15 protein-coding genes are annotated in these 18,481 nt (G+C 67.4%); 4 read left to right on the top strand and 11 right to left on the bottom strand.

What is annotated here, in order from left to right; all coding sequences use genetic code 11:
* Positions 1-251: 251 nt before the first annotated feature.
* Both AC1MFL_RS18195 and aspS read right to left on the bottom strand, forming a co-directional pair.
* Positions 252-1,037 carry a GNAT family N-acetyltransferase gene (locus tag AC1MFL_RS18195; RefSeq protein WP_479811721.1) on the bottom strand — a complete coding sequence of 262 codons (786 nt, stop codon included), beginning with the start codon at positions 1,035-1,037 and terminating at the stop codon, positions 252-254.
* A 117-nt stretch (positions 1,038-1,154) separates the two neighbouring features.
* Positions 1,155-2,972 (bottom strand): aspartate--tRNA ligase, encoded by a 1,818-nt coding sequence (aspS, locus tag AC1MFL_RS18190; protein WP_479811719.1) that lies wholly within the window; start codon positions 2,970-2,972, stop codon positions 1,155-1,157.
* Between the two features lie 107 nt (positions 2,973-3,079).
* Between aspS and AC1MFL_RS18185 the strand changes: the two genes are divergently transcribed.
* Positions 3,080-4,366, top strand: a complete 1,287-nt coding sequence (locus AC1MFL_RS18185; RefSeq protein WP_479811716.1) for an APC family permease — start codon at positions 3,080-3,082, stop codon at positions 4,364-4,366.
* Here AC1MFL_RS18185 and hisS read toward each other — a convergent pair.
* A complete protein-coding gene (gene hisS / locus AC1MFL_RS18180) occupies positions 4,363-5,727 on the bottom strand; it encodes a histidine--tRNA ligase (protein WP_479811714.1) in 1,365 nt (454 codons plus the stop codon). The genes AC1MFL_RS18185 and hisS overlap by 4 nt on opposite strands.
* A 258-nt stretch (positions 5,728-5,985) precedes the next feature.
* Between hisS and AC1MFL_RS18175 the strand changes: the two genes are divergently transcribed.
* The 3 genes from AC1MFL_RS18175 (at position 5,986) to AC1MFL_RS18165 (ending at position 9,133) form a co-directional block, all read left to right on the top strand.
* Complete coding sequence (locus AC1MFL_RS18175; RefSeq protein ID WP_479811712.1) at positions 5,986-6,798, top strand: peptidylprolyl isomerase; 813 nt, start codon at positions 5,986-5,988, stop codon at positions 6,796-6,798.
* 61 nt (positions 6,799-6,859) lie between these two features.
* Positions 6,860-8,419: a DUF349 domain-containing protein gene (locus tag AC1MFL_RS18170; protein WP_479811710.1), complete on the top strand. Its 1,560-nt coding sequence runs from the start codon at positions 6,860-6,862 to the stop codon at positions 8,417-8,419.
* 108 nt (positions 8,420-8,527) lie between these two features.
* The gene (locus AC1MFL_RS18165; RefSeq protein WP_479811709.1) at positions 8,528-9,133 is read left to right on the top strand and encodes a hypothetical protein; all 606 of its coding nucleotides are present in this window, start codon (positions 8,528-8,530) and stop codon (positions 9,131-9,133) included.
* A 36-nt stretch (positions 9,134-9,169) separates the two neighbouring features.
* Here the strand turns inward: AC1MFL_RS18165 and AC1MFL_RS18160 are convergent, their stop codons facing one another.
* The 8 genes from AC1MFL_RS18160 to AC1MFL_RS18125 all read right to left on the bottom strand — a co-directional run bounded on the left by AC1MFL_RS18160 (position 9,170) and on the right by AC1MFL_RS18125 (position 18,478).
* The gene (locus AC1MFL_RS18160; protein WP_479811707.1) at positions 9,170-11,563 is read right to left on the bottom strand and encodes a RelA/SpoT family protein; all 2,394 of its coding nucleotides are present in this window, start codon (positions 11,561-11,563) and stop codon (positions 9,170-9,172) included.
* A 173-nt stretch (positions 11,564-11,736) separates the two neighbouring features.
* The gene (gene secF / locus AC1MFL_RS18155; RefSeq protein WP_479811705.1) at positions 11,737-12,759 is read right to left on the bottom strand and encodes a protein translocase subunit SecF; all 1,023 of its coding nucleotides are present in this window, start codon (positions 12,757-12,759) and stop codon (positions 11,737-11,739) included.
* Positions 12,760-14,526 carry a protein translocase subunit SecD gene (secD, locus tag AC1MFL_RS18150; RefSeq protein WP_479811704.1) on the bottom strand — a complete coding sequence of 589 codons (1,767 nt, stop codon included), beginning with the start codon at positions 14,524-14,526 and terminating at the stop codon, positions 12,760-12,762.
* Between the two features lie 106 nt (positions 14,527-14,632).
* Positions 14,633-15,040, bottom strand: coding sequence for a preprotein translocase subunit YajC (gene yajC, locus AC1MFL_RS18145; protein WP_479815558.1), 408 nt, complete (start codon positions 15,038-15,040; stop codon positions 14,633-14,635).
* 238 nt (positions 15,041-15,278) lie between these two features.
* Complete coding sequence (gene ruvB, locus AC1MFL_RS18140; protein WP_479811702.1) at positions 15,279-16,391, bottom strand: Holliday junction branch migration DNA helicase RuvB; 1,113 nt, start codon at positions 16,389-16,391, stop codon at positions 15,279-15,281.
* The gene (ruvA, locus tag AC1MFL_RS18135; protein ID WP_479811700.1) at positions 16,384-17,031 is read right to left on the bottom strand and encodes a Holliday junction branch migration protein RuvA; all 648 of its coding nucleotides are present in this window, start codon (positions 17,029-17,031) and stop codon (positions 16,384-16,386) included. The genes ruvB and ruvA overlap by 8 nt, the downstream gene beginning before the upstream one ends.
* A gap of 107 nt (positions 17,032-17,138) precedes the next feature.
* On the bottom strand, positions 17,139-17,726 hold the full coding sequence (gene ruvC, locus AC1MFL_RS18130; protein ID WP_479811698.1) for a crossover junction endodeoxyribonuclease RuvC: 588 nt from the start codon (positions 17,724-17,726) through the stop codon (positions 17,139-17,141).
* Positions 17,723-18,478, bottom strand: coding sequence for a YebC/PmpR family DNA-binding transcriptional regulator (locus AC1MFL_RS18125; RefSeq protein ID WP_226759199.1), 756 nt, complete (start codon positions 18,476-18,478; stop codon positions 17,723-17,725). Before AC1MFL_RS18125 ends, ruvC begins: the two co-directional genes overlap by 4 nt.
* Between the last annotated feature and the right edge of the window lie 3 nt (positions 18,479-18,481).

Here is an 18,481-nt window from a genome sequence, read left to right as displayed (position 1 = left end):
GAACGCGCCAGCCAGGCCGCGAACCCGGCTGGCGTATCGACGTCGTCCGCCGGCAAGAGCCCGAACCCGTCCTCGTGGACGCCGGCACCCCATTCGGCATGCGCCTCGAGCCAGGCTGCCTGCAAACGGCCGGTAGGTTCGATCAGCTCGGGCATGCCGCAACTATATCGATCCAGCTCGACTCGGTCGGCGGATCACCGCCGGGGATCCTCGCCTGAGGTTCTGAGCGCGGGCAATCCCGTGGGCGGCGGTCAGCAGCCGGTCAGGTGCCGTTTCGGCCGTTCCTGCCGGTAGAGATACCGGCCGGCGGCCCGGAAACCGGCGCGGGCGTAGAGTTCCCGGGCTCCGGCATTGGAGGACATCACAAGCAGCCAGTAGCTGCGGAGGCCACGGGCGTCCCCTTCGCGGAGCAGGGTGTCCAGGACTCGGGCGGCATAGCCGCGCCGCCGGGCGTCCGGGCGGGTGGCCATGCAGTACAGCCCGCCCAGGCTTCCTGCCCTGCCGGGAGGAACAGCAAGGCGCCCGACGGCGGCGGGCCGGCCGTCGTCGTCCCGCACGAGGGCGTACAGCGAGGGGCAGCGTTCGAGGATTCCGCGGGCGACCGCGAGGGCAGTATCGTCGCCGCGGCCGTCCACGCTCCACCACAGCCGCAGCCACTCCGCGGAGGGCACAGCGGAAATCTCCACGCCGTCCGTCCGCGGGGAATGCGTGCCGCCGTCCCGGACCAGCACCAGGGTCTCAGACTGGCGGGTAAACCCTTCCTCGTCGAGGACGGCGTTGAGCGGCGCAGAGCGCGGGTCCTCGAAGACCTGGAAGATCAGCGGCAGCCGGCGTTTCCGGTACCAGAGGCGCGCCTCCCGAAGCGTGGCGGCCAGACTCTCCGCGTCGGCCCCGGGGCTGCGGGGCCAGACCGAGTTGGCCCGCTGGGTCACGCCGGAGGCGGCCCGGAGCACCCAGCCGCCGGATTCCTCCCGCTCGGCGGCCGGCCACGCGGCATCCATCATTGCCTCCAGCCCGGCGGTCGGTTCCGGTGCCATGGTGTCCCTTCCTGTCGCGCTCAACTTCAGCCTTCACCGCCACGCCAGCCGCAGCGGATGCAGGGACAGCAAAGGCTCCCCGGTTCCCCGGAGAGCCTTGCTGCCGATCAGGTCAGGCTAGTTGGTGCCGTCCCCGGACTTCTTGACATCTGCTGCCTTCGGTGCGGCCGCCTTCGCGGCTTCCGGCTTGAAGTCCACGCCGGCTTCCTTGCGCTGCTGCGCCGTGATCGGGGCAGGCGCCTGGGTCAGCGGGTCGTAGCCGCCGCCGGACTTCGGGAACGCGATGACGTCGCGGATGGACTCGACACCGGCCAGCAGGGCGACCACCCGGTCCCAGCCGAACGCGATGCCGCCGTGCGGGGGCGCGCCGAATTTGAAGCCCTCAAGCAGGAAGCCGAACTTCGTCTGCGCGTCCGCCTTGTCCAGGCCCATCAGCTCGAAGACCCGTTCCTGGACGTCGCTCTGGTGGATACGGATCGAGCCGCCGCCGATTTCGTTGCCGTTGCAGACGATGTCGTAGGCGTAGGACAGCGCCGACTCGGGATCCTTGTCGAAGCTGTCCATGAACTCGGGCTTGGGCGAGGTGAACGCGTGGTGCACGGCGGTCCACTGCCCGGCACCGACGGCGACGTCGCCGGACGCGACGGCGGCGGCTGCGGGTTCGAACATCGGGGCGTCCACCACCCAGCAGAAGGCCCAGTCGCTCGGGTTGATGAGGCCGGTGCGGTGGCCGATCTCCACGCGGGCGGCACCCAGCAGGGCGCGGGACGGCGTCTTCTCGCCGGCGGCGAAGAAAATGCAGTCGCCTGGCTTGGCGCCGACGGCCCCGGCGAGGCCGGCGCGCTCGGTGTCGGTGAGGTTCTTGGCCACCGGGCCGGTGAGTTCGCCGTCTTCCTTGAAGAGGACGTAGGCCAGGCCCTTGGCGCCGCGCTGCTTGGCCCATTCCTGCCAGGCATCGAGGGCGCGGCGGGCCTGGGAGGCTCCGCCCGGCATCACGACGGCGCCGACGTAGGGTGCCTTGAAGACGCCGAAGTTGGTGTCCTTGAAGAACTCGGTGAGCTCGGTGAGCTCCAGGCCGAAGCGCAGGTCCGGCTTGTCCGAGCCGTAGCGGGCCATCGCGTCGTGGTAGGTGATGCGCTGGATCGGCGTCGGGATCTCGACGTCGATCAGCTTCCACAGTGCCTTGACGATGCTTTCGCCGAGCCGGATGATGTCGTCCTGCTCGACGAAGCTGGCTTCGATGTCGAGCTGGGTGAATTCCGGCTGCCGGTCCGCACGGAAGTCCTCGTCGCGGTAGCAGCGGGCGATCTGGTAGTACTTTTCGAAGCCGCCGACCTGCAGGAGCTGCTTGAACAGCTGCGGGGACTGCGGCAGCGCGTACCAGGAACCCGGGGCCAGGCGCGCGGGGACGACGAAGTCGCGGGCACCTTCCGGCGTCGAACGCGTCAGCGTCGGGGTTTCGATCTCGACGTAGCCGTCCTGGTGCAGCAGTTCGCGGGCCACGCGGTTGGCCTCGGAACGCAGGCGCATGTTGCGGGCGGGGCCGGGGCGGCGCAGGTCCAGGTAGCGGTGCTTGAGGCGGGCTTCCTCGCCGACCTCAACGTGCTCGTCGATCTGGAAGGGCAGCGGCTCGGAGGTGTTGAGGATGGTGACCTTCTCGGCCATAACCTCGATCTCTCCAGTGGCCAGCGCGGGGTTCTCGTTGCCCTCGGGGCGCCGGGAAACGGTGCCGGTAACCTGCAGCACATACTCGTTGCGCAGGCCGTGGAAGACTTCCTCTTCACGGACGACGACCTGGGCCACACCCGTTGCGTCGCGCAGGTCAACGAAGGCGACACCACCGTGGTCACGACGGCGGCCGACCCAGCCGGCGAGGGTTACGGTTTGTCCAATGTGCTCGGAACGAAGGGATCCGAGGTCATGTGTGCGCAGCACAGCACGCCTTTCTGAAGAAGACAGAGGGAAATCAAGACTCATGTTCAATAGGATCGCTACAGGAACGATCCCGTTCGAGTTTACCCGTTGGAAAGGCACCTCCCGCCATGGCAAGCCGGCCCCAGAGCACACCGTCCCCTGACCGGCCAGCCCCCCAGCGTCTGCAGCGCCGGCTGGGCGTTCTTGATTCGACCGCGATCGGGCTCGGCTCCATGCTGGGCGCCGGAGTCTTTGTGGTCTTCGCGCCGGCTGCTGCGCTGGCGGGATCCCTGCTGGCCGTCGCGGTGGCCGTGGCCGGGGTGATCGCGTACTGCAACGCGGTGGCCTCCGCGCAGCTGGCCGCCATCTACCCCTCCAGCGGCGGAACGTATATCTACGGGCGGAACCGGCTGGGCGAATGGCCGGGCTTCATTGCGGGCTGGGGGTTTGTGACCGGCAAGACGGCGTCCTGCGCGGCGATGGCGCTGACGTTCGGCCATTATGTGGCGCCGGCGTTCGCGACGCCGCTGGCGGTGGCCGCCGTTGTGGTCCTGACCGGGGTGAACCTGCTTGGGATCACCCGGACGGCACTGCTCACCCGTATCCTGCTGGGTGTGGTCCTCGCCACCCTGGCCTTTGTGGCCGCCGCCGCGGTTCTGGGGCCGCATGCTCCCTCTGACGGCGACGCCGGCGCGGCGGCGGGCGGCTGGGGCGTGCTTCCCGCAGCCGGGCTGATGTTCTTTGCCTTTGCCGGCTATGCCCGGATCGCCACCCTGGGCGAGGAGGTCAAGGACCCCACGCGCACCGTCCCGCGGGCCATTTTCGCGGCACTGGCCGGCGCCTTCGTGATCTACCTCGGGCTGGCGCTGCTGCTGCAGTGGCAGCTCCCGGCTGAGCAGCTGGCCGGGTCGACGGCACCGCTGCTCGACGCCGTCGCCAGCTCGGAGCTCAGCGCCGGTGCCCCGTTCGTCCAGGCCGGCGCTGCTGCGGCGTGCCTGGGCGCCCTGCTGGCGCTGATCACGGGAGTGGGCCGGACTGCCATGGCAATGGCGCGGGAACGCGACCTGCCGTCGCCGCTGGCCAGGGTGGGCGGCGCCCACACCGTTCCCTACCTTGCCGAACTGGCCGTCGCCGCCGCCGTGATCGTGCTGCTGCTGACCACCAACGTACTGACGGTCGTGGGCTTTTCCAGCTTCGGGGTGCTGATCTATTACTCGGTAACCAACGCCGCTGCCTTCACCCTGCCCACGCGTCCCTGGCATGCGCCCCGCTGGCTCAATGTGCTGGGATTCCTCGGCTGCCTGCTCCTGGCCGTCGCCCTGCCGCCCGCCTCGGTGCTGGGCATGGCGGCGGTGCTGGCCGCGGGCCTGGCCGGGCGTTTCCTGGTGCTGCGGCTGCGGAAGACCGCCGCTTAGGCCTTCAGGACCCGGACGTGCAGGTCCTCCGCTGCCGGAGCCCAGGTGACCGGATCGGCGTCGACCTGCTCGCCGGAACGGATGTCCTTGACCTGGTGCTTGCCGTCGTCGTCAGTGAACCAGACAAACGGGATGCCGCGGCGGTCGGCGAACTTGATCTGCTTGCCGAACTTCTCGGCCTTTGCCGCGACCTCGGTAGCGATCCCTCGGCTGCGCAGCTCCGCGGCGACATCCTGCGCCGCGCCCCAGCTGTCGTCGCTGTTGAGCGCCACCAGCACGGCGGTCGGCACGGACCGGCTTGCCTTGGCGAGGTCCTGGCTGAGGATCCTGGAGACGAGCCGGGTCACACCGATGGAGAGGCCGACACCCGGGAACTTGCGGTTGCCCTTGCTGGCGAGAGCGTCGTAGCGGCCGCCGGAGCAGATGGAGCCGAGCTGTTCGTGCCCGACCAGGACGGTTTCCACCACGGTGCCCGTGTAGTAGTCCAGCCCGCGCGCGATGCTGAGGTCCGCGACGACCTTGCCCGGGGCCCGCTGGACGGCGGCCGCAATGACCTGCTCCAGTTCGGCCAAACCCTCCTCGAGCAGCTCGTTGCTGACCCCGAGGTCGCGGACCTGCGCCACGAAGGAGGTGTCCGGGGTGCGGATCGAGGCGAGCTTGAGGGCGGACTGCGCCTGTTCCTCGGTGGCGCCGAGCTCGGACTTGAGCAGTTCGGCCACCTTGGCCGGGCCGATCTTCTCGAGTTTGTCGATGCTGCGCAGCACTCCGGCGGTGTCGGTGAGCCCGATGCCGTTGTAGAAGCCCTCGGCCAGTTTGCGGTTGTTGATCCGGAGCAGGAAGTCAGGAATCGGCAGGGCGCTGAGGGCCTCGGCGATGACCAGCGCGATCTCGACGTCGTACCGGAACGGCAGTTCGCCGTCACCCACGATGTCGATGTCCGCCTGGGTGAACTCGCGGGCGCGGCCCTCCTGCGGACGCTCGCCGCGCCAGACTTTCTGGATCTGGTAACGGCGGAACGGGAAGGCGAGATACCCGGCATTTTCGACGACGTACCGGGCGAACGGCACGGTGAGGTCGAAGTGCAGGGCCAGCGCGTGCGGATCGCCCTTGTGCGACGCGGCGCTCTCCGTGTTGGTCGTGGCGGCGCCGTCGTCGTCCTGCAGCCGGCTCAGCCCGTAGACCTCTTTGTCGATCTCACCCTTGCGCAGGAGCTGCCCGACTGTCTCCACGGCCCGGGTTTCAATGGAGGAAAAGCCGTGGAGCTCGAAGACCCGGCGCAGCGTGTCCAGCACATGCAGCTCCACCAGCCGCTCCTCGGGAAGCCACTCGGGGAATCCGGACAGGGAGGCGGTGCGTGCCATGGTGGATTTTCTCCTCAGATAAAACCGGCCGGAGTCTCCTGCGCCGCGTCGGGGCCGAAACGGGGCGTCCGAAATGGGACCAGATGGGCTGCAGACAGGCCGGTCATGCATAAACTGTGTGCGGCAGTCAGTTTATGCTTTCCGCGCCCGCATCTTCTAATGCGGCCGGGGATGGCCGGATTGCAGGCAGCTTGACCCCTGAACCCGCGACGACGCCCCGGCGCTGTCCCGGTTTCGGCCCTACACCCAGGAGGACTTTTGGCGGCCAGTTCACGGAGCGCCCGCGAAGCCAAGCGGCGCGTCCAGCAAATGGAGGCAAAGCGCGAGCTGCGCAAGGAGCAGGATCGTCGCCGGAAGCGCGACAACGTGCTCGCCGTCGGCGCAGGAACGGCTGCGGTCGCCGTTGCGCTGGTGCTGCAGCTGACGGTCTTCTCCTCCAATCCAACCGAGGCCGAATACGCTGCCGTCCAGGCCGGGCTCACCACCCCGTCCGCCACGCCGGACGCCACGCCGTCGGCCTCCCCCAGCAACGCCGACAACATCCCGAAGCCTGAAACGGCCGCCGGCCAGACCTTCACCGGCGAGCTCAAGCTCAACCGCGGCACCCTCGGCGTCGAACTCGACGGCACCAAGGCACCCCAGGCGGCCGCCGTCTTCAAGTCCCTGGCGGACCAGAATTTCTACGCCGGGCTGAACTGCCACCGGCTCACCACGGCCGAGACGTTCGGCGTGCTGCAGTGCGGCTCCAAGGCCGGCGACGGCAGCAGCGATCCGAGCTACACCTGGGGCCCGCTGGAGAACACTCCCCCGGACAACAAGTACCCGGCCGGGACCATCGCGGTCGCCAGAAGCGGCGGAAACGCCTACGGCAACGGCACCCAGTTCTTCATTGTGTACAAGGACACCGTCATCCCGGCCGATGCCGCGGGCGGCTACACCGTGGTGGGGAAGGTGACCTCCGGCTTGGATGTGGTGGCAAATATTGCGGCCGCCGGACTAAAACCCGGTGATAACGCCACAGACGGCGCCCCCGCGGAACCAGTCACGATAGACTCGTTCTCTCTGAAGTAACCAGCCGTTGCCCTCTGGGCCACGGCCCCGGTATTTCCCTCCAAGCGAAAGACTTCTAGCGGTGACAGACAGTCAGAAATCCGACGAAACAGTGTCAGCAGCAGCTGCCAACGAAACCGAAGCCGAGGCTTCGTTCGTAGAACACGGCACAGCGCAGACGACCGACACTCCCACCAACACGGCGCCCGAGACGGCAACCGGGCCGGACGCAGCGGCCGCTGCGGCCGACGCCGCGGCTCCCGCCGCACCCGAGGCTCCGGCCGCCGCGCGCCCCGCGCCGTCACCGGCAGCCTTCGCTGCCCGGCCGAAAGCCAAGCCCTCACCGGCAGCTCCGGCCGCCGCGCCGGCGTCGGTGTCCTCCGCAGCCTCGCTGGCAGAAGCCGCACGCTGGGGCCGTGTTGAAGGAGACGGCCACGTGTTCCTGACCGTCGATGGCGAGGAACACGCCGTCGGCCAGTACCCGGGCGTCAGCGATGACGAGGCCCTGGGCTACTTCGCCCGGAAGTACGACGACGTCACCGCGCAGATCCTCCTGCTGGAACAGCGCGTCAGCTCCAAGGCGCCCAGCACGGACATGCAGAAGACCGTCACACACCTGCGCGAGCAGCTGGCAGAGCGCAACATGGTAGGCGATATCCGCTCCGCCGAGGCCCGCCTGGACACTCTCGCCACGCAGATCTCCGATCTCGAAAAAGCCGAGAAAGCCGAACACGACGCCGTCCGCGCTGCCGAACTGGCCGCCCGCGAGGCCATCGTCGCCGAGGCCGAAGAGATCGCAGGCCACGACCCGGCCCAGATCCAGTGGAAGACCTCCAGCGCCCGGATGAACGAACTGTTCGAGAGCTGGAAGACCGCGCAGAAGAGCGGCGTCCGGCTCGGCCGCAGCAACGAGGACGCCCTCTGGAAGCGGTTCCGTGCCGCCCGTACAGTCTTTGACCGCCACCGCCGCGCATACTTCTCCCAGCTGGACAGCACCAACTCGGCGGCCAAGGCCGTCAAGGAGAAGCTGATCGCCGAGGCGGAAGAACTGTCCTCCTCGACCGACTGGGGCTTCGCCGCCGGCGAATACCGCCGCCTGATGGACGAGTGGAAAGCATCACCGCGCGCCAGCCGCAAGGACGACGACGCCCTCTGGGCACGGTTCCGTGCCGCCCAGGACGTCTTCTTCACCCACCGGCAGGCAGCCAACGACGAGATCGACCAGGAATACGGCGCCAACCTGGTGGTCAAGGAAGCCCTGCTGGCGGAAGCCAGTGAGCTCCTTCCGATCAAGGACCTCGCCGCCACCAAGAAGGCGCTCCAGTCCATCCGCGACCGTTGGGAAGAGGCCGGCAAGGTTCCGCGCGCTGACATGGCACGGGTTGAGGCCGGGCTGCGGAAGGTCGAGGACGCCGTCCGCCAGGCTGAAGACGAGAACTGGAAGCGCTCCAACCCGGAGACGAAGGCCCGCACCAACAGCGCGCTGACGCAGCTGGAATCGGCCATTGCCGGGCTCCGGGATGACCTCGCCAAGGCCGAGAAGGCCGGCGACGAGCGCAAGATCAAGGCCGCCAAGGAAGCCCTCGAAGCCCGCGAGGCATGGCTGGAACAGCTGGAGAAGTCCGCCAGCGAGCTTTCCTAGCCGCCATGCAGTAAGGCAGCGAGCTGCCTGAACCAGGCCCCGTACCGGTTATCCACATGACCGGTGCGGGGCCTGTTGGCTTTTCCACGGAACGGACACTATGGCCGTATGGTCATTGTTCCAGGCCCTGCCGCGCCGGACCCGCCTCCGCCAGAGCTGTACACCCCCGGGGCACTTTTCTCGTGGCCGGAGCTTCAGGCGATGGCGTCCGACGGCGTGCTGGCGCAGCTCTCCCAGCAGGGCTACCTGACACCCGGAACACGGCCCACACCGCAGCTCCGCGCCCGCGCCGCGTCCATCCTCATCCGTCCGGCCATCCGGCAGCGGGTCGTCGCAGGCAGGATGACGGCGGCCTGGATCTACGGCTGCGCCGCCGAACCGGACCGGCTCGCGCTGCTCGTGGATGCCAGCCGGCGGATTTCCAGCCTCAGGTCCACCCGTGGCTGCACCCTGCATGAGGTGCGCCTGGGCCCGTACGATGTCGTGAGCCTGGGCGGGCTGATGGTCTCCAGCCCGCTGCGGACCTCCGTGGACATCGCCCTGCACGTGGACCCCGAACGGGCTGTGCCGGCGCTGCGGGCCCTCCTGGCCAGGCCCGAGCTGGGCCTGCGCCTCCGGCTGCTTATGCTCGCTGTGGAGGCCGCCCCGAGGATGCCGCACAAAAGGGCAGCCCTGGCGAAACTTGAACACCTGCGGGCCGGCCCGGCACCCTGAGGACGGGCCCCGCGGACCGCACGGCAGCGGCTGAGGTCAGCTGCGCCGCCGGTTACCGGTCGTGCGGTAGACGTCAAAGACCCCGTCGATGCGGCGGACGGCGCTCAGGACGTGGCTCAGGTACTTGGGGTCGCCCATTTCGAAGGCAAACTTGGAGATGGCCACCCGGTCCGTGGAGGTGTGCACACTGGCCGCCAGAATGTTGACGTGGTTCTCCGACAGGATCCGGGTCACGTCCGAGAGCAGGGACTTGCGGTCGAGCGCTTCGACCTGGATTTCGACCAGGAAAACGCTCGACTGGGTGGGTGCCCATTCAACTTCGACGATCCGGTCCGGCTGCTCCCGCAGTCCGCTGACGTTGGTGCAGTCCGTCCGGTGCACGGAGACGCCGGAGCCGCGGGTGACGAAGCCCAGAATCGGATCAGGCGGCACCGGGGTGCAGCAGCGGGCCAACTTGACCCACACGTCGTCCACCCCGCGCACCACGACACCGGAATCGGAGTACCGGGTTTTGGTGACCTGGGTCGGGATGGAAACCTCGCTGAGGTCGTCCTCGGGGGTGTCATTGCCGCCCAGGCTCTCCACGAGGCGTTCCATGACGGACTGCGCGGAGGTATGGCCGTCACCGACGCCGGCGTAGAGGCCGGAGATGTCAACGTACTTGAAGTCCTCGGCTATCGCGGCGAGGGCGTCGTGCGTCATGAGGCGCTGCAGCGGGAGGTTCTGCTTGCGCATCGCCTTCGTCAGCAGCTCCTTGCCGCGGTCGATCGACTCCTCGCGGCGTTCCTTGCTGAACCATTGCCTGATCTTGTTGCGGGCGCGGGCACTCTTGACGAAGTGCTGCCAGTCCTGGCTGGGCCCGGCACCTTCAGCTTTGGAGGTGAAGATCTCCACCCAGTCGCCGTGGTTCAGTTCGCTGTTGAGCGGCACCAGCTTGCCGTTGACGCGGGCACCGATGGTCCGGTGGCCCACCTCGGTGTGGACCGCGTAGGCGAAGTCCACGGGCGTGGAGCCGGCGGGCAGGGCCATGACCTCGCCCTTCGGGGTGAAGACGAAGACTTCGCGGGCGTTGATTTCAAAGCGCAGCGAGTCGAGGAACTCACCCGGGTCCGAAGTTTCCTGCTGCCAGTCCACCAAGGACCGGAGCCAGCCCATGTCGCCGTCGCGCGGGCTTCCCGGCCCGGCCGCCGTGCGGTTCGGCTGGTCCTTGTACTTCCAGTGCGCGGCGACGCCGTATTCGGCGCGGCGGTGCATCTCATGGGTGCGGATCTGGATCTCCACGGGTTTGCCGCCCGGGCCGATCACCGTGGTGTGCAGGGACTGGTACATGTTGAATTTGGGCATCGCGATGTAGTCCTTGAACCGCCCCGGGAGGGGGTTCCAGCGCGAGTGCATGGCGCCCAGTGCCGCGTAACAGTCCCGGACGGAGTCGACCAGGACCCGGACGCCCATCAGGTCGTTGATGTCGTCGAAGTCCTTGTCCCGGACGATCATTTTTTGGTAGATGGAGTAGTAGTGCTTTGGCCGGCCCGTGATGGTGGCCTTGATCTTGGCCGCGCGCAGGTCCTCGGTGATCTGGTCGCGGATGACGGAGAGGTTCTTTTCGCGCTCGGGGGTCCGGTCCCCCACCATCCGCACGATTTCCTCGTAGACCTTCGGGTACAGGGCCGCGAAGGAGAGGTCTTCCAGTTCCCACTTGATGGTGTTCATACCGAGCCGGTGCGCCAGCGGGGCGAAGATTTCCAGGGTTTCCCGGGCCTTGCGCGCCGAGGACTCGGCCGAGACGAAACGCCACGTCCTGGCGTTGTGCAGCCGGTCGGCCAGCTTGATCATGAGGACACGGATGTCCTTGGCCATGGCCACAACCATCTTGCGCACGGTCTCCGACTGCGCCGCCTCACCGAAGCTGACCTTGTCCAGTTTGGTGACACCGTCAACGAGCATGGCCACTTCGGGCCCGAATTCGGCCTTCAGGTCATCCAGGGTGTAGGAGGTGTCCTCGACCGTGTCGTGCAGCAGCGCCGCGGCCAGGGTGGTCCCGCTGAGACCCAGCTCGGCCAGGATGGTGGCCACCGCGACCGGGTGGGTGATGTACGGATCGCCGCTCTTGCGCTTCTGGCCGCGGTGGCAGGTCTCCGCCACGACGAAGGCGCGCTGGATGAGGTCGAAGTCCTCTTTGGGGTTGTTGGCGCGGACGGTGCGCAGCAGCGGCTCGAGAATGGGGGAATACGCGGGGGCCCCGCGCCCGGTCAGCCGGGCAAGCCGGGAGCGGGTGCGCTCACGCCGGCCGGGGAAAGTCGGGCGTGCTCCGGAGCTGTCCACGGGGACCGGCGGATCGGCGCGTCCGGGAGCCACCACACCAGTCTGTGAACCCTGGCCTGGGGCCTTATCCACCGCCGCTGCTGGCACCGGCGTCGAACGTTCTTCCAATGGAGCACCTCTCCGAACCTGTTAATTCTTCCAGTGTATTCCCGCGGCAGGATACATCGATAACCGGCGGCGATACGGCGACGGGCCGGAGAGCGTCAGGAATGACGTTCTCCGGCCCGTTGGGGCCGCCGGGTGGCATCCCGGCGGTGAGCTGTCCGGCGGGACCGCTGCGGCTAGGCCGTGGCGGACGCCGCCGCAGCGTCGGTCTTCGCGGCAGCCTGGGCGCGGCGCTGGTGCACGCGCTGGGCCTGCTTGACCAGTTCCGGCTCGCCCTGCCGCAGCCAGGCGTAGAGCGGTGCGGCGATGAAGATCGTGGCCGCTGTGCCGATCAGGATCCCCACAAACAGGGCCAGCGAGAGGTCCCGCAGCGTTCCGGCGCCCAGCAGCCCGGCGCCAATGAACAGGATGGCACCCACCGGGAGGATGGCCACCATCATCGTGTTGATGGAACGGACCAGGGTCTGGTTGACGGCCAGGTTGACTTCCTCGCCGAAGGTCCGCCGGGTGGAGGCCTGCAGGTCCGAGGTGTTCTCGCGGATTTTGTCGAAGACCACCACGGTGTCGTACAGCGAATAGCTCAGCACGGTCAGGAAGCCGATGATGGCCGAGGGCGTGACCTCGAAATCGCTGAGGGCGTACACGCCGGCCGTGATGAACATCGTCACGAGCATTCCCACGAGTGCCGAGAGGGACATCTTCCAGGTCCGGAAGTACAGCGCCATCAGCACGGCGGCGAGTCCGACGAAGATCGCCAGGCCCAGCAGGGCCTGCCTGGTCACGTCTGCACCCCAGGTGGGGCCGACGAACGTGGACGTCACCTCGTTCTCGGTCACGCCGTAGGCGTTGGTGAGGCCTTCCTTGATCTGCAGCGTCTCATCGTCGGAGAGCTTGTCCGTCTGGATGCGCATGGTGTTGCCGGCGACGTTTGCCACCCGCGGAATGCTGCCGGGAACGACGTCCGTGACGGCTTTCTCTCCGATGGCAGCGTCGGTGGTTTTCACGTTGGAGACGGTGAACTCCGAGCCGCCGCGGAATTCGATGCCGAGGTTGAACCCGCCTTTGGCGACGGGCAGCAGGATCGACAGCGCAACGAGGACAGCTGCGATCAGGAACCAGATCTTCTTGGATTCCACGAAGTCGTACGAGCGCTTGCCCGTGTAGAGCTCATTGCCGAATTTGGCAAAGCTGCTGGCCATTTAGTTGCCCTCCTTGGACGTGCTCTTGGAGGAACCGGCAAGCTGTTCCTGTCGTTCCGCGAGGCGTCGTTCTGCAATGGTCATCCGGCGTTCGGCCTCAGCCGTGGCGCCGGTGTTCTTGGCGCGGAGCGCGGCAACAGCTGCCGGCTTGTCCGCAGGAGTGCGGAGCCGGCCCGCGCCCCGGTACAGGGGAACGGCGCCGAGACTCTTCGGATCCAGTCCCGAGAACCGGTGGCCCTCCCCGAAGAATCTGGTCTTGGCCAGCATCTGCAGGGTCGGGTGGGTGAACATAAAGACGACGATGAGGTCGGCGATGGCCGTCAGGCCGAGGGTGAAGGCGAAGCCGCGGACGTTGCCCACTGCCACGAAGTACAGCACCAGGGCGGCCAACAGGTTGACGGCCTTGGACGCCAGGACGGTGCGCTTGGCACGCTTCCAGCCGTTCTCGACTGCCGACACGAGGCCGCGTCCTTCACGGAGCTCATCACGGATGCGTTCGAAGTAGACGATGAACGAGTCAGCGGTCTGGCCGATGGCCACGATGATGCCTGCGACGCCGGCGAGGGACAACCGGTAGTTCTCCGTCCAGCCCAGGATGCAGATGGCCAGGTACGTCAGCGCGCCGGCCACCACGAGGGAGGCGACGGTGACCAGGCCCAGCGCCCGGTACTGGAACAGCGAGTACACCACCACCAGCAGCAGGCCGATCAGGCCGGCAAGCATGCCCATCCGGAGCTGCTCCCCGCCGAGGGTCGCCGAAATCTGCTGTTCGCTCTGGATCTCGAAGCTGATCGGCAGGGCACCGAAGCGCAGCTGGTCCGAGAGGGCCTTGGCCGACTTCTCGGTGAACCCGCCGGTGATCTGCGGACGGCCGTCGGTGATGACGGCGAGGGACCGCGGAGCGGAAATGACCTGGTCGTCGAGGACGATCGCGAACTGGGACTTCGGATCCGAACCGCCCTGGGCGCCGCCGGCGGCGTAGAACTTGTACAGCCGCTCAGTGACTTCCTTGAACTTGGCGGTGCCTTCCGCGTTGAACTGGATGTTCACAGCCCACTCGTTGGTCACCGCGCCCTGGGCGCCGCGCTGCAGCTGGAAGGTGGACCCCGAGATCATGGAGCCCTTGACCTCAACCGGACCAAGGATGTATTTGATCGCCGGTGAGTTGGCGGAGGCCGGTTCGCAGGTGACCAGCGGCTTGGCCGGGTCGGAGCGTTCCTGCTTGTCCTGCGAGGGGTGGTCGCAGTCGAGCGTCTCGAACTTCTTGTAGATCTCCGGGGTAACCCAGTTGATGTCGCTGCCGTTGGTGGGCTCCGCGGTGGGCTTGGGCAGCTGGTCTTCCGGGGTCTGGGACTCCGCGGGGACGGCTGCGCCGGGCCCGGCCTGCAGGACAGGCCGGAAGTTCATGTCGGCGGACGCCTGGATCAGTGCACGGGTTTCCTTTGACGGTGTGCCCGGGAGGCTGACGACGACGTTCCGTCCGGACTGCGTGCTGATTTCAGCTTCCGCAACGCCGGAACCGTCCACGCGCTGGCGGATGATCGCCACGGCCTGGTTGAGCTGGTCTTCGTTGATGTCCGAACCGCCCTCAACCTTGGGCGCCAGGATCATCTGGGTGCCGCCTTCAAGGTCCAGGGCGAGCTTGGGAGCCCAGCTCGCCTGGCCGGCCATGGTGCCGCCTGCCAGGACGGCGGTCAGGACGGCGAGGATAACGCCGAGCCAAACCAGCACCCTGAGGGCTGAATTTTTGGGGCCAGTTCGTGCCATTGTCGATCTTTCTATTAATTACGGAGGAACCGCCGGGCGGCCCTGGCGGGCCCGCTCCGGCGGTTGCCCGCAGCCGTTACTTCGCGGGATAGCTCAAACAGGCAGACTAGCTGTCTTTCTTGCCTTCGTTGTTGAGGCGGCGCAGGGTTTCTTCCGGCGTCTCATCGCGCGGGGCTTCGCTGACCGGAACGTCGCTGCGTGCCTTGTCGATGGTGAGCGAGGAGGCGTCGTCGGGAACGACCGTGGGCTCCTCTGCCGCGACAACCGGCTCGACGATCTTCGTGACTGCCTGGCGGTGCACGGTGGCGGTGTTGCCCGGGGAGAGTTCCAGCAGGACCTTGTTCTCGTCCTCGTCGATTTCTACGATGCGGCCGTACAGGCCAAAGCTCGTCATGACTTCAACACCGGGTGCGAACTTCGACTGGAGCTGCGACTGCTGCTGCTGGGTCTTCTTATTGCGGCGGAACATCATGAAGACGAAGACGCCAAGCATGGCGAACAACAGGATGGTCATGATGTCGATACCGCCGCCGGCCTGCGGCTGGGTCTGGGCAGAGATAAGTCCGAACACAGGGATAATTCCGTTCTGTACTTGCGTAGCTGGTTTACAGCAACGTCGGTTTCGCTCCGGGCCGGCTGGCAGGGATTCATGCCGGGCCGACGGCGGCCAGGTGCTGGCCCGCCCACAGAAACAAAGACCCGAACGTGCCGAGCGTCATTCCAGTCTAAAGGGAAAAGGTTACGGCGCGGTGCTATTGACTGTTACGGATCCATTCCGGATCAGCGTCCTGGCCCAGCCCGTCCTCCGGGTCCGTGGCCTCGTCGTCGACCCGGAAGAGTTCCAGCGGGTCCTGCGCGAAGATTCCGGGCGGCACTGCGAAGCCCAAGTGCGTCCAGGCAGGCGGGAGTGCGATCCTCCCCCGCGGGGTGCGTCCCAGCAGCCCCTCACGGACGAGGTACGGCTCGGCGACGGTTTCCACGGTTTCGGTCTCTTCGCCGACGGCGATGGCCAGGGTCGACAGCCCCACCGGCCCGCCGCCGAACTTCATGATGAGGGCCTCAAGGACGGCACGGTCGAGCCGGTCCAGGCCTCGTTTGTCGACCTCGTACATGTCCAGCGCCGCGGACGCGGCCCGGGCATCGATCTGCTCGATCCCGTGCACCAGTGCCCAGTCGCGGACCCGGCGCAGGAGCCGGTTGGCGATCCGGGGCGTGCCGCGCGAACGCCCCGCGATCTCGCTGAAACCGGCGGAATTGACCTTGAGGTCCAGGAGCCCGGCGGACCGCCGGAGCACGAGTTCCAGTTCAGCCACGGAGTAGAACTCGAGGTGGCCGGTGAAACCGAAACGGTCCCGGAGCGGCCCGGGCAGCAGGCCGGCGCGGGTGGTGGCACCCACCAGGGTGAACGGCGGGAGTTCCAGCGGGATCGCGGTGGCACCGGCACCCTTGCCGACGACGATGTCGACCCGGAAGTCCTCCATCGCCATATAGAGCATTTCCTCGGCAGGCCGGGACATCCGGTGGATCTCGTCGAGGAAGAGCACCTCCCCTTCGGAAAGCGAGGACAGGATCGCCGCCAGGTCCCCGGCGTGCTGGATGGCCGGTCCGCTGCTGATCCGCAGCGGGGCGTTCATCTCGGCCGCGATGATCATCGACAGTGTGGTCTTGCCCAGACCGGGAGGACCGGAGAGCAGGACGTGGTCCGCGCTGCGGCCGCGCATGCGCGAGGCCTCCAGGACGAGGGAGAGCTGTTTGCGGACCCGGTGCTGGCCGACGAAGTCGTGCAGGTTCTTGGGCCGGAGTGCGGCCTCAATGACCCGCTCCTCCGGTTCCTCCCCCCCGGCGACAATCGACGGCTCAGCCACGGGCGCCTACCCTGTTCCCGGCGCGGGCGCCGTCCTGGCCCAGCCAGCGGAGGGTGGCGCGCAGGATCTCGGCGACGTTGCCCTTCTCGGCCAGTTCGGGTGAATCAGCAAGTGACTTGTCGATGCTGGAGGTGGCGTCCTTCTCGGACCAGCCCAGGCTTGTCATGGCCGCAACGACCTGCGGCTTCCAGACTGCTTCGGAGGATGCCGCCGGCGCCGGGGTGCCGCCGGCGGTGCCGTGCGGCACCAGCTTTCCAGCCAGTTCGAGCACGATCCGGCCGGCTACCTTGGGGCCGATGCCCGGCACTTTCGTGAAGGCCTTGCCGTCGCCGGAGTGCGCCGCAACGCGGATCGCTTCGGGCTCGTGCACGGCCAGGACAGCCAGCGCCAGCCTGGGTCCGACGCCGCTGACGCTGAGCAGGACGTCGAAGACCTCGCGTTCGTCGTCACTGCCGAACCCGAACAGGGTCAGGGAGTCCTCGCGCACGATCAGGGAGGTGAAGAGTTTCCCCTCCTCGCCGGTGCGGAGCCTGCTGAGGGTCTGCGGCGTGGCGTTGACGCTCATGCCGGCGCCGTTGAGGTCGATCACGGCGGAGGACAGGCCGACGTGCGCTACGGTTCCGCGGAGAAAACTGATCAAAGCCGGGCTCCTGAAAATTCAGCTGAAAGATAGAACCGGGAAAGACCGGACTATCCGAACATATCTACGAATACCCTACCAAGTTCTACTTCAGGACAGCCGGACATTCAGCGTGCCCGGCGCGCTTTGGCTTCGGCGTCCGCCCAGGCCCGCTGCGCCGGGGTCAGGGACAGGCTCCCCGGCCCGGTGGTGGCTGCGCCCTTGCTGGGTGTCCCGATCCCGGCCCGCCACGCGTGGGTAATGGCCAGCGCGAGGGCGTCGGCGGCGTCGGCCGGCCGTGGCGGGGCGTCGAGCCGGAGGATTTTGGTCACCAGCTTGGTGACGGCATCCTTGTTGGACGTTCCGCTGCCGGTGACGGCGGCCTTGACCTCGGACGGGGTGTGCAGCGCCACCGGGATGCCGCGGCGGGCGGCGGCGGCGATCACGACGCCGGAGGCCTGGGCAACGCCCATCACGGTGCTGACGTTGAGCTGGGAGAACACGCGTTCGACCGCAAGGACGTGGGGCTCGTACCGGTCCAGCCATTCATCGATCGAGGTGGCGATGACCAGCAGTCGCTGGTCCAGGCTTTCCTCGGGTGATGTTCCGACGACGCCGAACGCCACCATGGTGGCGCGGCGGTTTTTTTCGACGTCCACGACGCCGATCCCGCAGCGGGTGAGGCCCGGATCGACGCCGAGGACGCGAAGGGTCACTCGGCTTCCAGTGCGGCCTGCACTTCGTCGCTGAGGTCGGCGTTGCTGTAGACGTTCTGGACGTCGTCGAGTTCCTCGAGGGCGTCCACGAGCTTCATGAATTTCTTGGCGGCGTCGAGATCCAGCGGCACCTGCATGGAGGGCACAAACTCGGCCTCGTCGGTGTCGTACTCCATGCCGGCGTCCTTTAGCGCATCGCGGATGGCCTGGAGGTCGGTCGGTTCGGAGTGGATCTCGAAGCTGTCGCCGTTGTCCTTGACTTCCTCGGCGCCGGCGTCGAGGACGGCCATCAGGACATCGTCCTCGGTCAGGCCGTTCTTCGGCAGCGAGACAACGCCCTTGCGGGAGAAGAGGTAGCTGACCGATCCGGGGTCGGCGATGGTGCCGCCGTTGCGGGAAATGGCGAGCCGGACCTCGGAGGCCGCACGGTTCTTGTTGTCCGTGAGGCATTCGATCAGCAGCGCGGAGCCCTGCGGACCGCGGCATTCGTACATGATCTCGGTGTAGTCCACGACCTCGCCGGTGAGGCCGGCGCCGCGCTTGATGGCGCGGTCGATGTTGTCAGCGGGAACCGAGGTCTTCTTGGCCTTGGTGACGGCAAGTTCCAGGCCCGGGTTGCCGGCCAGGTCGGGGCCGCCCATGCGTGCGGCAACTTCGATGTTCTTGATCAGCTTGGCGAACGACTTGGCCCTGCGGCTGTCGAGGATGGCCTTCTTGTGCTTGGTCGTTGCCCATTTGGAGTGGCCTGACATGCT

The sequence above is a fragment of the Arthrobacter sp. BG3 genome (genome assembly GCF_056680185.1).
The sequence above is the reverse complement of the archived record's forward strand: the minus strand, read 5'-3'. Positions and strand labels throughout refer to the sequence as shown.